Origin of the sequence: Neolewinella lacunae (assembly GCF_014349155.1) — a bacterium.
Classification (GTDB): Bacteria; Bacteroidota; Bacteroidia; order Chitinophagales; family Saprospiraceae; genus Neolewinella; species Neolewinella lacunae.
On record NZ_JACSIT010000052.1, the window covers coordinates 1 to 17,000 of the forward strand.

General features: G+C 47.4%; 11 protein-coding genes. 9 read left to right on the forward strand and 2 right to left on the reverse strand.

All coding sequences use genetic code 11. The features are described 5' to 3' along the window. Positions 1-139: 139 nt before the first annotated feature. Positions 140-1,393 (reverse strand): IS256 family transposase, encoded by a 1,254-nt coding sequence (locus H9S92_RS03190; RefSeq protein WP_187465088.1) that lies wholly within the window; start codon positions 1,391-1,393, stop codon positions 140-142. A gap of 350 nt (positions 1,394-1,743) precedes the next feature. Here H9S92_RS03190 and H9S92_RS03195 point away from each other — a divergent pair, with 350 nt between their 5' ends. The 6 genes from H9S92_RS03195 (at position 1,744) to H9S92_RS22470 (ending at position 14,264) form a co-directional block, all read left to right on the forward strand. After that, entirely contained in the window at positions 1,744-4,503 is a 2,760-nt protein-coding gene (locus H9S92_RS03195; protein ID WP_187465277.1) for a gliding motility-associated C-terminal domain-containing protein, read from the forward strand. A 564-nt stretch (positions 4,504-5,067) separates the two neighbouring features. Beyond that, positions 5,068-6,279 (forward strand): WD40/YVTN/BNR-like repeat-containing protein, encoded by a 1,212-nt coding sequence (locus tag H9S92_RS03200; RefSeq protein ID WP_187465278.1) that lies wholly within the window; start codon positions 5,068-5,070, stop codon positions 6,277-6,279. A gap of 36 nt (positions 6,280-6,315) precedes the next feature. Beyond that, positions 6,316-12,855, forward strand: coding sequence for a DUF6443 domain-containing protein (locus H9S92_RS03205; RefSeq protein WP_187465279.1), 6,540 nt, complete (start codon positions 6,316-6,318; stop codon positions 12,853-12,855). Position 12,856: 1 nt separating this feature from the next. Further along, positions 12,857-13,342, forward strand: a complete 486-nt coding sequence (locus H9S92_RS03210) for a hypothetical protein (RefSeq protein WP_187465280.1) — start codon at positions 12,857-12,859, stop codon at positions 13,340-13,342. Positions 13,343-13,405: 63 nt separating this feature from the next. After that, positions 13,406-13,804: a hypothetical protein gene (locus H9S92_RS03215; protein ID WP_222935952.1), complete on the forward strand. Its 399-nt coding sequence runs from the start codon at positions 13,406-13,408 to the stop codon at positions 13,802-13,804. Positions 13,805-13,841: 37 nt separating this feature from the next. After that, a complete protein-coding gene (locus H9S92_RS22470) occupies positions 13,842-14,264 on the forward strand; it encodes a hypothetical protein (protein WP_187465282.1) in 423 nt (140 codons plus the stop codon). On the opposite strand, the gene H9S92_RS22615 is transcribed toward H9S92_RS22470, so the two are convergent. Beyond that, the gene (locus tag H9S92_RS22615) at positions 14,217-14,603 is read right to left on the reverse strand and encodes a hypothetical protein (RefSeq protein ID WP_222935953.1); all 387 of its coding nucleotides are present in this window, start codon (positions 14,601-14,603) and stop codon (positions 14,217-14,219) included. The two genes, H9S92_RS22470 and H9S92_RS22615, sit on opposite strands and share 48 nt — an antisense overlap. On the opposite strand from H9S92_RS22615, the gene H9S92_RS03225 reads away from it, so the two are divergent. The 3 genes from H9S92_RS03225 to H9S92_RS03235 are packed head-to-tail and all read left to right on the forward strand — an operon-like array spanning position 14,523 to position 16,852. Further along, complete coding sequence (locus H9S92_RS03225) at positions 14,523-15,569, forward strand: RHS repeat-associated core domain-containing protein (RefSeq protein ID WP_320055152.1); 1,047 nt, start codon at positions 14,523-14,525, stop codon at positions 15,567-15,569. The genes H9S92_RS22615 and H9S92_RS03225 overlap by 81 nt on opposite strands. A 2-nt stretch (positions 15,570-15,571) precedes the next feature. Beyond that, entirely contained in the window at positions 15,572-16,306 is a 735-nt protein-coding gene (locus H9S92_RS03230; protein WP_187465284.1) for a hypothetical protein, read from the forward strand. Between the two features lie 39 nt (positions 16,307-16,345). Beyond that, positions 16,346-16,852, forward strand: coding sequence for a hypothetical protein (locus H9S92_RS03235; protein ID WP_222935954.1), 507 nt, complete (start codon positions 16,346-16,348; stop codon positions 16,850-16,852). Positions 16,853-17,000: the final 148 nt, after the last annotated feature.

Sequence of the window (17,000 nt, forward strand, 5' to 3'; positions counted from 1 at the left end):
GGGATAGTTCAATTAAGTGTGTCTGGGTTAGTTATTACTCTATCGCAAGGCGTAGCCTTGCGACGAGCGCGCGATCCGCGCCGCACAGTCGGAGGCCGAAGGCCGGAGACTGCGCGGCGCGGATCGCGCGCTGCCATTTTTAGCTTGGCCCCATGTGCTTGGTTACCCGATCCCCATACAGCTTAACCAGATCGCGCTGGATGGCCTTCCAGCCATACGCCTGTTTGCGCCACGACTTCTCGTTATGCATTAGGCTCAGGTACACCTGCTTCATCAAGGCCGTATCTGATGCCCAGGCAGCCTTGCCCTTGATGAGTTTACGGATGATTCGGTGGACGGCTTCCACGGGGTTGGTCGTATAGATCATTCGACGTAGGGCTATCGGGAAGTCTAGGAAGGCCATCAGCTCATCCCAATCACGACGCCAACTGACGACGATACTGCTGTACTTGTGACCCCACTCTACCTCAAAAGCCTCTAGGGCTGTTGCTGCTGCCTCCTGAGTGTCCGCCTTGTAAACCGCCTTCAAACCTCTTACCACCGCCTTCATGTCCTTGTCATCTACGAAGCGCGTGGTGTTGCGCATCTTATGCACCAGGCACTTCTGGACCACCGTGGCCGGGAAGACATCATTCATCGCCTCACTAAAGCCCGTCAAGTCATCCGTGCAGAAGACTAAAACGTCCTCGACGCCACGAAACTTTAAGTCCTCAAGTACCAGTCCCCATTGGTTAGCACCCTCATTTTCAGACATATACATGCCCAATAGGTCCCGATTACCGTGACCGTCAACAGAGTAAACAGTGTAGAACGCACGGCTGGAGTACTTGCCCTCGTGGCGGACTTTGAAATGGATCGCATCCATGTAAATTACGGCATAGAACTCTAAAAGTCGGCGGTTACGCCACTCTTGAATGACTGGAAGTACCTGGTCCGTAATGGCCGATATCTTGCCCGCCGAAATGTCCACCCCAAACATCGTCTGGAGCAACCGCTTAATGTCCTCAACCGAATTACCCTGCGCATACAGAGCTAGTATCTGCGTGTCCAAACCACTCGATAGCTCTCGCTCTCGCTTGGGTACTAGCTGGGGCTCAAAGGTCCCCTGCCGGTCCCGCGGCGTACGGATCGACAAGGGGCCAGCTTCGGAAAGAATCGTCTTGTCGGTGTAGCCGTTACGCTTGTTCTCCTCCCCTTGGGCTCTCGTCTCAGCAACATGGCCTAGGACCTCGCCGTCCAGGGCGGCATTAACCATCGTCTGGAGCAGATGAGCAAACGGGCTACCTTGCTCTAGTAGGGGTTTACGCGAGTAAAGCTGCTCGTGCATCTGCCGGAACTGCTCAGGATCGCTGAACAACTCTTCCAGCGTGGGATTTTTACTTTTCTTTGCCATAAATCACGAATCTAAGTTGTGTGAATGTAGACACACTTAGATGAACAGTCTCGTTCGGATGAGACTGTTCCTCGAAGTGCGTCTACTGAACTATGAACTAGTGAACTATGAACTAGTGAACTATGAACTAGTGAACTATGAACTAGTGAACTACTGAACTATCCCTTTTTCCACTCCGCGGCCGCTTTTTTGGTCGCCCGAACGCTAAGCGCCTGCGGGGGGTGAAGCAAAAGTGACATTTATGCGTTAACACCCAGAGGCCATTCCCCCCTTGGTTCTCATTATCTTAGGGCCCGTTGGGATTTTGGGCTTAAAATCCTCCCGAGTTCTCACCCGAATACCGTCTGGACATGCGCATTTTCACCCTACTCCTGCTTTTCCTTTCGCTGCCCGTGCTGGCTACCCACAACCGGGCGGGGGAGATCATCGTCCGGGCGGCGGGCGACTGCGGCAACGTCAACGACCAACTTCGCGCCTGCGCCACCATCATCACCTACACGGAGACGATCCAGACGGAAGTTGACCGCGACAGCCTCCTCATCTCCTGGGGCGACGGCACGACGGAACTGATTGGTCGTACCCTGGAAATGGACCTCGGCAACGGTATCAAGATGAACCGCTACGAGCGTTGCCACCGCTACTCGGGTTTCGGGCGTTACTTCATCAGCTTTCAGGACCAAAACCGCGTGGCGCAGGTGCTCAACATCGACAACGGTTCTTCGGTCAACATCCCGTTTAGTGTCTATACCGTCTATTCGCTGGTCAATCCCCTCCTGAACGGCTGCAACAGCACGCCGGAGATGACGCAAATCCCCATCGAAAACGCCTGTATTGGCTCCGTGTGGACGCACAATCCGGGGGCTTTTGACGTCGACGGCGACAGCCTGGCCTTCGAATTTACGATCCCCCAGCGGGCACCGCGGGCACCCATTGTGAACTACATTTTGCCCAACCTCTTCGGCGGCAACACGGGCTCCTTGTTCATCGACGAACGCACGGGGCAGATCACCTGGGATGCGCCGGCCATTGCGGGCGAGTACAACCTGGCCTTCCTCATCAAGTCCTTCCGCAATGGCATTCCGCTGGATACGGTGGTGCGGGACATGCAGATCTTCGTCGAGGAATGCAACAACCTGCCCCCGGAGCTCGACATCCCGATCGAGGAAATCTGCGTGGTGGCGGGCGAGATCATTGAATTTGACGTAGTGGCTACGGCGCCGTTGGAGGATGCCGAACAGCTCGTACGCTTGCAGGCCAGTGGCCGGCCCTTTGACATCGAAAGTTCTCCGGCCACCTTCACGCCCCAGCAGAGTATTTTCCTGACCGACCCCGTTACGAAGACCTTCCGCTGGGAAACCAACTGCAGCCACATCAGCAACCAGCCCTACTTCGTGGTCTTCCGCGCGGAAGACGACTTTTTCGAGCGCTTCAACATTGGCAACCGGGAAGGGGGCCTGGCTACCCTCCGGGCTGTTTCGATCAAAGTGGTGGCACCTCCCCCGACGGGACTGATGACGGCGGCCGACGACGCATCCATTACCTTGACCTGGGACAAGCCCTACGCCTGTGAGGACGAGCCGACGCCGCGCTTCCTGGGCTTCACCGTTTGGCGGCGGGACGGAAGCAATCCCTTCGTCGTGGACACCTGCGAGACCGGGCTGGCCGGGCGAGGATATACCCTCCTGACGCCCACCGAAACCACGGAGATGGAAGACGGGCGCTACGTCTTCATTGACGACGACATTGAGCGGGGCCGTACCTACTGCTACCGGGTGGTGGCCCTGCTGGGGCGGCCGATTGCCAACGTGGGCCTGATCTTTGAGGAAATCGAATCCATCCCCTCCGAAGAAATCTGTGTGCAGCTGGCGCGGGACATTCCCCTCCTGACCAAAGTGGACGTGACGGCTACCGACCCCAACGCGGGGTCCATCGACGTGTGCTGGCTGCTGCCCGAAGCCAATGCCCTGGATACCATCCTTAATACCGGGCCCTACCGCTACGTCCTGAGCCGGGCGGAGGGGCAAACGACGGAGGCGGGGGCCTTTCAGCCCATTGCCACTTTCACGCGGTCCTTTTTTGGCGAGGCGGTGGACACCTGTTTTACCGACACGGGACTCAACACTACGGGCCTCGCTTACACTTACCGCATTGAACTGTTCGTAGAGAACGAAAGTGAGCCGATTGGGGAAGCACAGCCCGCCACGAGCGTTCGCCTGGGCGCGGCACCCACCGACCGCGCGGCGGTACTCAACTGGACCGCCATTACGCCGTGGACCAACTTCAGCTTCGACGTTTTCCGGCGGGACCCCGGCAGCGCCGACTACGCGCGGGTGGCGACCGTCACTGAACCCACCTACCGGGACGAAGGCTTAGAGAACGGAGAAACTTACTGCTACTACATCCTGGCGGCGGGCAGTTACAACATCGACGAGATCCCCTCGCCCCTGCTCAACCGCAGCCAGGAGCTATGCCTGGTGCCAATTGACAATGTGCCACCTTGTCCGCCCCAACTTTCGGTCCTCAGCGTCTGCGACCGTGGGGTAGACTGCACCGTGCCCGACAACCTTTTCAACACGCTGAACTGGGTTCCGCCGCTGGAGGTGTGTGGTAGTCCTGACGTGGCGGGGTACACCGTCTACTTTGCCGCTACGCCGGGCGCTGCCCCCGTGCGGGTAGGCACTACGGAGGCCGGGGTACTCACCTTTGAGCATACGCCGCCGGACGGCATTACGGGTTGCTACTACGTGACGGCTACCGATGGCAGCGGCAACGAAAGTGCCTTGAGCAACGAAATTTGTGTGACCAACTGCCCCATTTACGAACTGCCCAACACCTTCACGCCCAACGCCGACGGGCGCAACGACAACTTCGTGCCCCGGGGCCGTTGCTTCGTGGAGCGCGTGGAGTTCCGGATCTTCAACCGTTGGGGGCAGCTCGTTTTTGAAACCGAGGACCCGGCCATCAACTGGAACGGGCAGAACCTGAACGGGGAGCTGTTGTCTTCGGGTACTTACTACTACGTGGGGCAGGTTTTTGAGCAGCGCCTGGAGGGGGTTACGCCGGCGGCGGAGCCGATTAGTGGGTATATTGAGTTGATTCGGGGGGAGTGAGGTGAATGATGCGGTGGGGCATTGGGGGCGCGGCCGCAGGTGCTCCCCCCCAGCCCCCCCGAAGGAGGGAGTTAGGATTGGGAGCTGGGGGCGTAAAGAGTCTGCTTGTTTTTTGCTCTGCTATGTAAGATGCCCGTAGGGTCATTCGCCGTACTGTATGTCCGCTCTCCGACAATTGAATGTGAGTAGGGGCCTAATTGTGAACAATTTTCGCCGTCCCTCACATTTCTATTTGCATCTTTCAGGATAATTCCGCTATATTTGACAAAGAGATTAATAAACACTCCGTGTGCAAGGTTCTCTCATGTCAATTTAAAATAAAAATGCCACTTGGCAACATAAAATTCCTGCAAGATCAGTAAATGTATATACAATTGCTGTAGTAAAATCCAGTAATCGTATACCTAAACCTTTTCCTAAACCCTTACAAACTTAAACCAAGTACAATTCGCTTTGTAACACTCCATCTTAATTGGAGTGAAGACACTCTAATTGCTATTTAAAAACCTATACACCTGTCCTTTTGCAGGATAGCTGTGTACTGATAGTCTTAAATCTAGCCTTATGCATAAAATATATACTTTTCTGTTCTGCCTATTCCCCATTCTTGTTTTTGGACAAGAAATTTCTTGGCGGCCAACACCTCACCCCACAGATTTCTCAGTATCCAAATTGTTAGCCATTGAGGGAATTATTTTATCCTTTACGTATGGAGGAGAAGTTTTTTCCAGTGAGGATGGAGGAGAGAGTTGGCACTCAATTACTGACAGACCCCAACACTTCGCTTTTAAGGATGTGCTGTACATTGAAGGCCACGGACTTTTTGCGGCAACAAGCCATCACGGTATCTTTGTAAGCCAGGACTTCGGAAAAAGCTGGGAAGAAAGCAACACAGAACTAACTTGCTTAGTAACAAACAACCTCTCCAATGATGAATCCTATTTATACGTAAGCACCAGTAATGGAATATTCCAGCGGGAGTTGTCTGGAAGGACTTGGAGAAAAATGGAATTGCCTAAAGGAGGATATTCTACGTACATCCACACGGTGGAAGCTACCCCAATCGGTATATTTGCAGGAGGCGTAAACGCGCTTTACTATACTGGCGATCAAGGAAGAACCTGGGCTAGTTACCAAAACTCGGAATTTACTGATGTAATCAGCCTGTCTTGGTTTGACAATAAGCTACTGGTTGGAACCTCTGGAAGAGGAGTATTCAACTTGGACACACCCGAAAGAGATTGGCGGGAAGAAGTTGAGGTAGAAAGTGCACGGAGTGTCAGAGTAGTAGATAAACTATTTTCTATTAATGGATCCATTGTGATCCTCTCTGGAGATATTGGCCTGGGGATAGACAATGAAATACCAACAACAGGCCTACCCGATAGATACTTAATGGACTTTATACGTCTCGAAGAAAACGATTTAGCCTCTACCCGATTTTACGGGATCTACACTACTAAACCAGCTGTGATGGGACTACAGAACCCATCAACACTACCAGCGATGGAAAACTCACTATCTGGACTAAAGATTTACCCAACCATTACAGCTAGTGAAATTAACGTCGAAATCTCCTCACCTTCACAGCACTCCGAAAGCGTTAATACTATCAGGTTACTGAATAGTGCAGGGTCCATTGTTAAAGAAATAACTTTAGGCAATTTCAATCCAAAACAAAGGATTTCCATCGGTGATCTACCTGCCGGAAATTACTGGTGCCAGGTCACTTTGGGCCAAAAGGTCTACCATCAGCTAATTATTCTCTCCAAGTAATTCCCTAGTCTCTCCTTAAACCTAGATTCACAAGCTATGAAAGCGACTACCTATCTCCTTATTATTTTCATCGCCCTTTTTGCGAACAAACTTCATTCTCAAACCTTTGGAGACCACCCATCTTTGGACGAAGAAGGCTTCCGCAGATTTACCAATCTAAAAGAACAAACACGAGTTAGCGCCACTCCCGAGGCTGCCTCTCTTGTCGGACAAACTAAAGTATCCGTTAGTCCATACACTGGAGCCATTAACTACACATTGCCCATTCATACTATGAAAGGGCATGCCTTGAGCATGGGCGTTAGCTTAAGTTACGGGGGCAGTGGAAACAAGGTAGCTGAAATACCCGGATGGGTAGGCTTAGGCTGGACGCTACAAACTGGTGGCGTTGTGACGAGAACAGTTCGCGGAGCGCCGGACAATAAGAGCAATTATTTTAGCAAAGTAAGTGATATTAACGAACTAATCACATTCAGCTCCGGCGATCTCATTTTGAAAAACGAATTGATGTATGATGCCAAGTTAGGTTACCTAGAAACTCAACCTGATATGTTTGACATTAAATTTCCTGGAGGAGGCGGAACTTTTTTTATTGCTCCTAACAAGTCAATTGTCTACCGCCATTCAGAGGATTTTAAGGTTACACCTTACTTTGACTCCCAGGATAACATCACCCAGTTCGTAGTTCTGGACGGAAGGGGCAACAAATACACCTTTAACCAAACAGAGACCACACAATTAAACGTCAATACTTCAATTGATGGAGGAGCACAAGTTGGCGTCTTAGTTTATACCTTTCAATCCGCCTGGTATTTATCCGAAATTGAATCTTTTGATAAAACTGAAAAGATTTTATCCACTTACCATACGGAGGCGGCTCCCTTTGATCCGGTAGCGGATGATCATGATGTAGAAAATTGGAATTATCGCGTCAGCACACTAGTGGATCAGTGTGGTCAACCTGCATGTGGTGCATTTGTCACAGTAACAAGTTCATCTGGAGCTATATATTCGCCGCAAATAACAAATCGAAGATGGTTAAGTTCGGCTAGACTACTCCGTAACAATCAAGAAGTTGAAAAAATAACCTTCAACCATAGTAGCTTTATTAAAAGTTATGGAGGATACAGCTTTTCTGGCCGCAAGTTGAACGACATTAAAATATATAAAACACAATCAGCCAATTATCTCGGCCATTATTTCACGTATGATGAATCTACCGGGCGGCTCACCTTAAAAGATTACACCTCTAGTTATCTTCCATCTGGAGAGAAGTATGTCTTTTCGTATAGCACCCCCTCATTACCAAATCCAGATTCTAGAAGTATCGACCACTGGGGTTATTACAACGACAATAGCGCCTCTTCTCTTGTACCTTCAGTTAGTTTATGTAGCGGTACATCCTATAGTGCTGGCAACGCTAATCGCGAAACCAGCAGCAGTAGGGTGAAAGCTGGAATGTTAACAAACATATCCTTTCCTAGTGGAGGACGCGCCAAAATAACTTATGGTGCTCACCAAATTCCAGATTGGGACCTTTGTGGCTATACCGTAACCAATGCGCCAATTATTTCAGGTGGAGGAGTGCGAGTAGAAATGATAGAAAATTTCAGTGATATCAGCCACATCACGCCAGCATCTAAAATTGAATACCGCTACGTACAGGAGGGTAGTACGCGCAGCAGTGGATTAGTACTCTCTAGACCTCGGTACGATGAACTAAGCACCTATTTCACCGATGATGAATACCCTAGTCAGCAAGGTAATTCCTGTGAATACGATGCGGATTTTTACTGTGACCGAAGAAATATTAGCTCCAATAGTGTTAATGGATTACGAATGGCAGAAGGTAGTTACGTTGGTTACAGCCGAGTAGAGGAAGTTAACGGTGGAAAAACGATCTATCATTACATAAATACCGAGTTCAACGATATCGAAGTAGACAAATATAAAAACGGAAAATTACTAAAAAGAGAATTATTGGACGCTAGCGGTAAAGAGCTTACAGAGACCACTTACGAATATACTGAAGTCAGGCCAACTAGTTCAGATCTGAAAGAGGTACTAATTCACAGCTCTAGCCTCCAGTCCAATGAGATTTTTCTGTGCAAAAGTACCAGCGGAACTTACTCTTGGGTGAACACCCAGGGGCTATACGCATGCGCTCAGTATGGAACTTTTAAAAGCAGGTTTTGGTCCGAAAATCTTACACTTTTCCCCACAAGCTATGTTGTTACTAAAGAAACCATTCAAGAAAATTTTTACAATGGGACAAGTACGATTGCGGGCACGATAACCAAAGAGCGATTTTTCACTTATTCTGATCCAAATACTTTACAGCCAACGGAAATATATTACTACAATAGTGACAACAAGCAGCAAGTACAAAAAAATTACTTCGCCTATACTCCTGGCAATCCAGAAACTACCAATCTCACGACCCTAAAAAACGGCAATTTTGTGTCCGTACCTATGGCTAGTACATTTTTAGTTGGTACTAGCAAAAAATACCAAAGCCAGACCAGGCGGTCTTCTTTTTCTCACGGAACAGGATCAGGGTTTTTTGTCTCGGAAACCTATGATGGTTTCAATGGAAACGCTGTTACTAGAAATGAAGTCATTGAAGAGCGGAACGACTACGGTACGATTGCCGAGGCCAGAATCGAGCATGACGTCCCCTCTGCCTATATCTGGTCTTATCACGGGAGCTACATTAGTGGCGTAGTACAGAACGCTTCTTCCAATCAGGTGGCATTTACTAGTTTCGAATCTCCATTAGATTACGGAGGATGGACAGTGGAATATACCCAGCAGGAATTCCCTTGGCAGTCCTACCAGGAATCCAACGCTAAAGTAGGGAATGGTGTAAGTAGGTTAAACCGGCTTACAAAAACTGGTCTTCCGTCTGGGAAATATATTTTAAGCTATTGGACCAAGAAGCAAAGTGAGACACTATTAGAAGGTACAGCCACACAAGTAGGTATAGAACTTTCTCCGGTTGACGCAGAAGGCTGGCAATACGTGGAAAGAACACTTGACGTTGCAGGCGGCGACGTGAACTTCCTCTTTTGGAATTACGTCGACGAAGTACGACTCTACCCCGCGGACGCATTGATGACGACTTTCACTTTTGAAAAAGAGCACCACCATTTAAAAGGAATGGGAAGTCAGGATGGCATGGTTCAAAAATTCACTTATGATGCTTATCACCGACTGGAAGGCATCAAAGATTTTGACGGAAATTACGTTCGGACAGTAGAATACCTGTACGATAATGGTACTGGCACTACCCTCAATACTATAACCAATCGTCATCCTCTTGTTGCTGGTAAAACTACATTGGCCGCTGTAAACGCGACTGGAGTTGCTGATCTGATAAAAACTGTTAACTTTTCTGATGGTCTATTGCGGTCAGTGCAATCCGTAGAGGTAGGTGGTGCGCCAGGATTAAAAGACGTAGTATTATTTAGTGTTTACGATCAATACGGCCGAAAAACTAAAGCGTATTTGCCTTGGATAGTGACAAGTAATGGCGGAGCATACCGAAGCAACCCCGCAAGCAGCCAAGCCACCTACTATAGTTCGGCATACGGTAGTGCTGACGGCAATAAAGCCTTCACGGAAGTGATAGCGGAGCCTTCTCCCTTAAACAGGACGGCTTCAGAAAAGGGACTTGGCCAGTACCAACACGGCCAACCTAGGCAGATTGTCTATCGAACTAACACAACCAATGAAGTACGCCGATTTGACCAATCCGGTGGATTTTATTCAGCTAACACATTGCTGGTAGTAAAAGTTACCGATGAAGACGGCAGAACCTCCACAACATTTACCGACAAAGCAGGACGAAAGATCCGTCAGGACCAAGATGATGCAAAAACATACAACCTATACGATGACTTGGGCAGTCTCATCTATGTTATCCCTCCCAAAATAGCAAAATCCGGGCATGACCTACCCAGTAAAGTAGTCTCCAATAATGATGTTAAGAATAATTCCTACTGGTATGTATATTCTTCCTCAACCAATTTACTTTCGAGCAAGCACACTCCAGGTCAAGAACTTGCCAAAAGAACATGGTATTACTATGACCGTCTTGACCGGTTGGTAATGACAAAAGACCCTAGCGAGAATAAAACATTTGTTAAGTACGATATTTTAGGTAGGCCAATCCTTACAGGAACCTATTCTGGATCGGCTTTGCCCAGTAGCGGAGACGGGCTCTATGAGCAAAAAACCTCTTCTACGAGCCATAAATATACCTTGAACCAGTCTTTCCCGATCTCTGGCACCGTAATTTATACTGCGACTTATTATGACAACTACGATTACGATGGAAATGGCACTTCGGATGTGAGTTATAGCGCTCCCCCGTCTTCACACGCAGGATTTTATGACGGCTCCGCTAATGCTTTCGTACGGGGTAAACTGACTGGTGATCGTACAGCTGTTTTGCAAACAAGTGGCAACACTTACCTTAACAGTTCAACATTCTACGATCGACGTGGTCGAATAATCCAAACCCAGTCCGCAAACCATTTAAACGGGATGGACGTAACCTGGGCACAGTACAATTTCGCAGGTTGGGTGCTTCGTAACCGCAGAGAGCATTCCAGCACGCCAATTGGTGGGACGCCAAAATCTTTGATCATTAACGAACGTTACACCTACGACGAGAGGGGGCGGGTAAGAAATACTTACCACCAAATAGGCGATAGTGGTGGAGAGCAGACTATTTCTGAGCGCACCTACAATGACTGGGGAAGAGAATCCAGAAAAAACATAGCACTGCAAGGGTCAAATTTTGCCCAAAGTATTGATTACACTTACAATATTCTTGGGTGGCTACAAGGCATTAATACTGTATCAAATACGGTGATCCATTCTGCCATTTACAGTGACCTTTTTTCTCAAGAGCTAAGTTACTTCACTGTCCCCTCAACCATTAATGGGGTTGCGCAAAAGGCTGGAAACATCAGTGCCGTCCAGTGGAGAAGTCACGGTGATGACAACAAGATCAAGGCCTACGGATTTTCGTATGATGACTACGGACGCTTGGAAGCCGCAAATTATGTAGAAAACCTTAGTGGTTCACTGAGTGCCCAAGATCGGTATTCTGTCCAAAACTTGGCTTACGACCTAAACGGTAATATTGAATCCTTGATCCGCAGGGGAAAAAAGGCCGACGGTACTTATGGAATCATTGATGATCTAACGTATGACTATGCAACCACAGCAAGCATACATCAGGATCGATTGATGAAAATCTCCGACGCTGCCGACCTTAATGCAGGTTTCACCGCCCCAGCGGCGGGATGGCATAATTTTAGCTACGACCTCCGTGGTAACCTAACCGGCCAAGGCAACAGCAACATCGCTCTCACCCCAAACATCTTCAATCTCCCCGAGCAAATTGTCAAATCCGGGGTAACAACCAACATCATCTACGACGGCCGGGGAAACAAACTGGCCCAAACCACCACCGGACAACCCAGAAAAGACTATCTTAGTGGCATCGAAATCAGTGGAACAAACTTTGAAGCCATCATGCACAGCGAAGGACGCGCAGTCTTGGAAGGAACCTGGAAATACGAATACGTGCTGCGGGACCACACGCGTTGTTTGGGGAAGGGGCCCCAAACAAAAGCTACGCGAGTAGTTTTCCGGCCAGGATCGGGCACTTCCCTTTCCGTTTTGGCTACGCACGCTTACTACCCGTTCGGCATGGAAAATACGGCCATTGGGACAGGAGGTAGTGGCTATGATTATAAGTACAATGGCAAAGAGCTCGATGCCAGCTTGGGCCTCTACGATTACGGGGCGCGGTGGTATGACCCGGCTATTGCCCGCTGGATATCTATAGATCCACTCGCTTCGAGTATGTCTAGTTGGTCACCTTACAATTATGTATTCAATAATCCGCTCAAGTTTACCGATCCTACGGGAATGGCTCCCTTTACAGATTACTATAATCAAAATGGGACACACGTAAAACACGTGGATGACGGCTCTGATACTAAAGTTTTGGTAATGACTACCAGTAAAAAGGCTGAGGACGTTGATGCTGCCATTGCCAGCGGACAGACCGGTCCAGTAGCTTCACCTGAGGCACTTGAACAGATGGATGCGGCATACGATGCAACTGCCAAAAATGGTAACGAGCGTGGGTTTGCAGTTGCCACAGATGGAAAGACGTCGAGTATGGCAGAGGGCACTCCAAGTGACGTAGATGTATTGCCTCAAAGAAATGAATTGGTCCAGGATGGAAAGACTGTAGCTTATGATGTCCATACCCATCCGGAGGGTAATTCCGCTAATGAAGTCGGTGCCCCTACTCCATCGGTTACAGACGTAAGCGGAGCAGCTACTACGGATCCGCAGAATAGTGTAGTCTTAGGATTTACGCGGACCGTAACGATTACCACCAAGTCAATTACGTCAGGGAACGAGCCGAAGACTAGTACGACAACTACTACCCCTAAGACCATCGGTTTTTACAATAGTGGTGGATCTACCGGTACAATGAATTATCGCAAATATCAACTTGCAGTTCGCAAAATCAACAAAGGTGGCTAATATGAAAGTATTTCTCACAATGGCCTGCTTTGTACTGATGAGTGGGCTACAAGCGCAGTCTTTTCTTGATATTGAAGTTTTATCTTCAGAACATAAGGTTACAATAATCACGTATGATGGTGCCTTGGGGTCGGTAGCGGACTCTGATACTACTAAGCTGCGTCCGTTTAAATTTCTTTCGGTTGGCAATCTCAAACGGATGTCAGCATTGGCTCAAGGCTCGGTTTACGTAATACTTGCTTTCAAACATAACCAATTTATAGTGGTCGAATCTGCTGATATGAAGGCTTCTTTGTCAGGGGAGTGGCATCAAGTAAGGGACATAAGGGCACTTCCCTATTTCTCAGCCCTCGGTAAACTTAAGAAAGGACGTAGCCGAAGTTCTTTTGTCAAAGTATTAGGAGATTGTAAGGTTTACATATTGAATGTTCGGAAAGCGGAAGTTCCCCTATTCAAATGGATGACTACGACTATAGATTTTTTGTAAAATGTTGAAACTATTAGTACTTCAAGTGGGATAACTAGAAATAAATAACCAATGGCGGTGCAAATGAACAACGTAATATTTATGAATAAAAGCGATTACCTGAGGAATTTTGAAAAAAATGGTGGCAACAGTTTGACTTGGCATGAATATGGACATTATTTGCATTTTAAGCACCACTTCAATTATAATTTTGCATCTTATGCAACTCATGTCGGGCTACCCAGCATCGGAAGCGCGGCAGGAATGGGAACATATGGAAATAATCATAGCCGGAATCCAACAGAATCTACAGCCGATATTTTAAGTGCAGGTTTTTTTAGGAAGTCATTACACCGCTACACAAACAGAGTGTTCGTCCAAACTCAGCTCAGCACCGTGACAGGGGCAATTGCTAGTAAACGTCGGTCATCCAGCCGTTCGGAACCACCTCAAACGGACGGTCCCCAATGGGCATTTGTGTAGCGGTGTAAGGAAGTCATATTAAACTTGACAATTTAACATGAGTAAAATAATTAATCTTATTCTATTTTTTGCAGTTTTTTGCATGTTCGCCTGTCATTTCTCCGACGATAGATTGACGGCTGTAAATTCATCAAAAGAACCAATGTATTTTTCAATATGGGACTACTCTTTACGGGGCAGAGAAGACCTAAAGTCGCCTTTTTTCCTTATTCACCCAGGGCAAAAAAGGGAGATACCTTTAGATTTAAATCTCCGGTATGAGCATATTGAATCAGATTCAATAGCAATTTTCATTGTTTCAGTTAAAAATCATGATTCTGTGCGGAAACCGAATGGATATCATGCTTTTGAAGACTTACTTGAAAGGGAAGATGTAATTATTGCATATATTGCTAAGACAAGTGTGATCGAATCAGTCGAAGTCACATTGAGCGAGGATCATTCCATCCATATTCGATAAGACCTTTCCAATAAGAAGTTTTACTATTAAAATATTTCTCTCACCCCAAACATCTTCAACCTCCCCCAGCAAATTGTCAAATCCGGGGTAACCACCAACATCATCTACGACGGGCGAGGGAACAAACTGGCCCAAACCACCACCGGCCAACCCAGAAAAGACTATCTTAGTGGCATCGAAATCAGCGGAACAAATTTTGAAGCCATCATGCACAGCGAAGGACGCGCAGTCTTGGAAGGAACCTGGAAATACGAATACGTGCTGCGGGATCACCTGGGTAACACTAGGGTAGTTTTCCGACCAGGATCGGGCACTTCCCTTTCCGTCTTGGCTACGCACGCCTACTACCCGTTCGGCATGGAAAATACGGCCATTGGGACGGGAGCTAGTGGGTATGATTATAAATACAACGGCAAAGAGCTCGATGCCAGCTTGGGCCTCTACGATTATGGGGCGCGGTGGTATGACCCAGCGGTGGCGCGGTGGTTGGCGGTGGACCCTTTGGCAGAATCGATGAGCAATTGGAGCCCGTATAACTACACTTTTAATAACCCAATTAATTTTACTGATCCAGATGGCATGGCTCCCGACGGGGATTATTATAAAACTGATGGAACTTGGATAAAATCCGATGGAGTAGACGATGACAAGGCCTATGTTGAAGTTATGTTAACTACTGCTGGTGAAAGTGGAATTTCAGTATTTCATACAGGCTTTGTAGAAATTGCGGAAGGCAATACAACCTTGTTAAATCTTGCTTCGACCTCTTATGGAGAATCTAGCGAAAGGCTCAATGATGCGGACGAAATGAGTGCTATCTCGTCTGCGATCGTAAATAACAGTATGGCTAGTGGAGACGATATTCCTACCACTATCGACGGCTTTGCATTTGCAGCTTCTGACGGCAATGCCAGGGTAGCAGAATTTAATTCGACAAGTAGCTCTGGGAGGAATGGTACTTCTATGCAAGACGCAATTGCAGGAGCAATAAATGCATTGTCAGGTGGTGAGGACTTATCGAATGGAGCGACCCATTGGGCAGGAAGAGACATCGGTTCTAGTGCAGAAAAAAGAGCTACTGGGGGCCTACTATTTACAGATACTTCGCACGACCTTCACAATTTAGGTAGCAAGACTGCACCAAGAGCTCCAGTAACAACACATTGGAAAGACTCTAATGGCAGAGCGACAGGAGAAAGAGGTAGTTATAGCTATACTTGGGAGACTACTGCTGCTCACGGCGAAAGCACATTTATGAAAAAAACAGCAGCATTTTTAAATGCCACTGGAGCCCCAAGACACTAATTATGAAGCGATTGACCTTAATTTTAATATCCTCCTTCAACATAATCTTTAGTTGCGCTTCCCCTGAAGGAACCGCAAAGCAGCAAACCCAACTGAATGCTAAAGCTGACTCGATAATAATTAATGTTGATAGCTTTCCCGAACATATCAACTTCAAGCCGATTGGCTTTCAACAAATTAACGGTACATTTGAGTACTATGAAAATGACCTAACAGAGAAGAAATATAGTAGTGTATTTTTATCCGAAAAAGAAGATTTTATTGTTCGATACCACCAAATATCCGGCAATAACAAAAGTGACACGCTTGAATTTAACGGAACTCTTTTCCAAGTAAAGGGAATAAGTGGATTTGACCCTCTTTCTATGGAGATATTTCATTACAACAGTAAGGAGCAAAATTTAATTCTATTCAAGGGTAAAAGTGGATCAGCCTCTGGCAGTGGAGTTTATAACGATTTTTTTGCCCTACTAAATCAAAAAGATAAGAAATCTTCCATAGCGTTTATGAGCTCCTTTTTTGGAAGCGAAAAAAGTTTCGGCACTTGCGGCGGTACAGAAGGTGAATTGCTCTTTTTAAAACTTAAGCCATCACTTAATACCCCTGAAATGTACGAGGCTTATCTTTACGATCCGTTTGCACTAGAAAATGCACTTTCAAAACTTGATATTGAAGTGGAATATATTCTCAATCGCAAATTTTCGACAAAGAGTCAGCCGTTAGTTCAATGTGATTAATTATATCAAATGCTCCACCTACGTCATCGCACATACACAATGAATTCACTATTTGTGATCATTCTTCCTTTCTTAAGCTTCAACTGCCATAATCAGAGAACTTTCAACAGTGCAACTGAGGCCATCGTACTACAAGACATTGCCCGGATGCAGACTAGACGAGTACCGGAAGCGGATGAAGCGGAGAACTTTGCCGCTTTTCGGCGGCTGGAATCCTTGACAAAAGGGAAGGTTAATCTTGACGAGCTGGCCTACGAGTTTCACGAAAGCCTTTTGAATGAAGATGCTTTGGCGAACTACACCAAGGCTTGGCTGGATTGGGTCATCACCAACAGAGGCAAACTAACTGATACCCAACTGCAAGCAGCCATTGACCGGGCGAACGCGGTAATATCTTTAACTTTTCCGGATCAGCCAGACATGCTTAAACTGCGTATAAAGAATGGCGTAGCAGACTATGATACTTCTAAGGATCAGGCCTTAAAAGAAAAGTATTTTAAAAACATCTCAGACTTGAAATTGGAGTATCCTTCTGCTTCCCATTAGGTGGTAGGCAATGGGGCCTTGCTAATTATCCCCCTCGCCTGAATCTACCAGTTTAATCTTTGCAAATTTCTACTGCCGCTGTCCACCCAAATGGCCATGGGCTTAATTTTGTCGCGCGCTGGACCTCCGGAGCAACCTAACCGGCCAA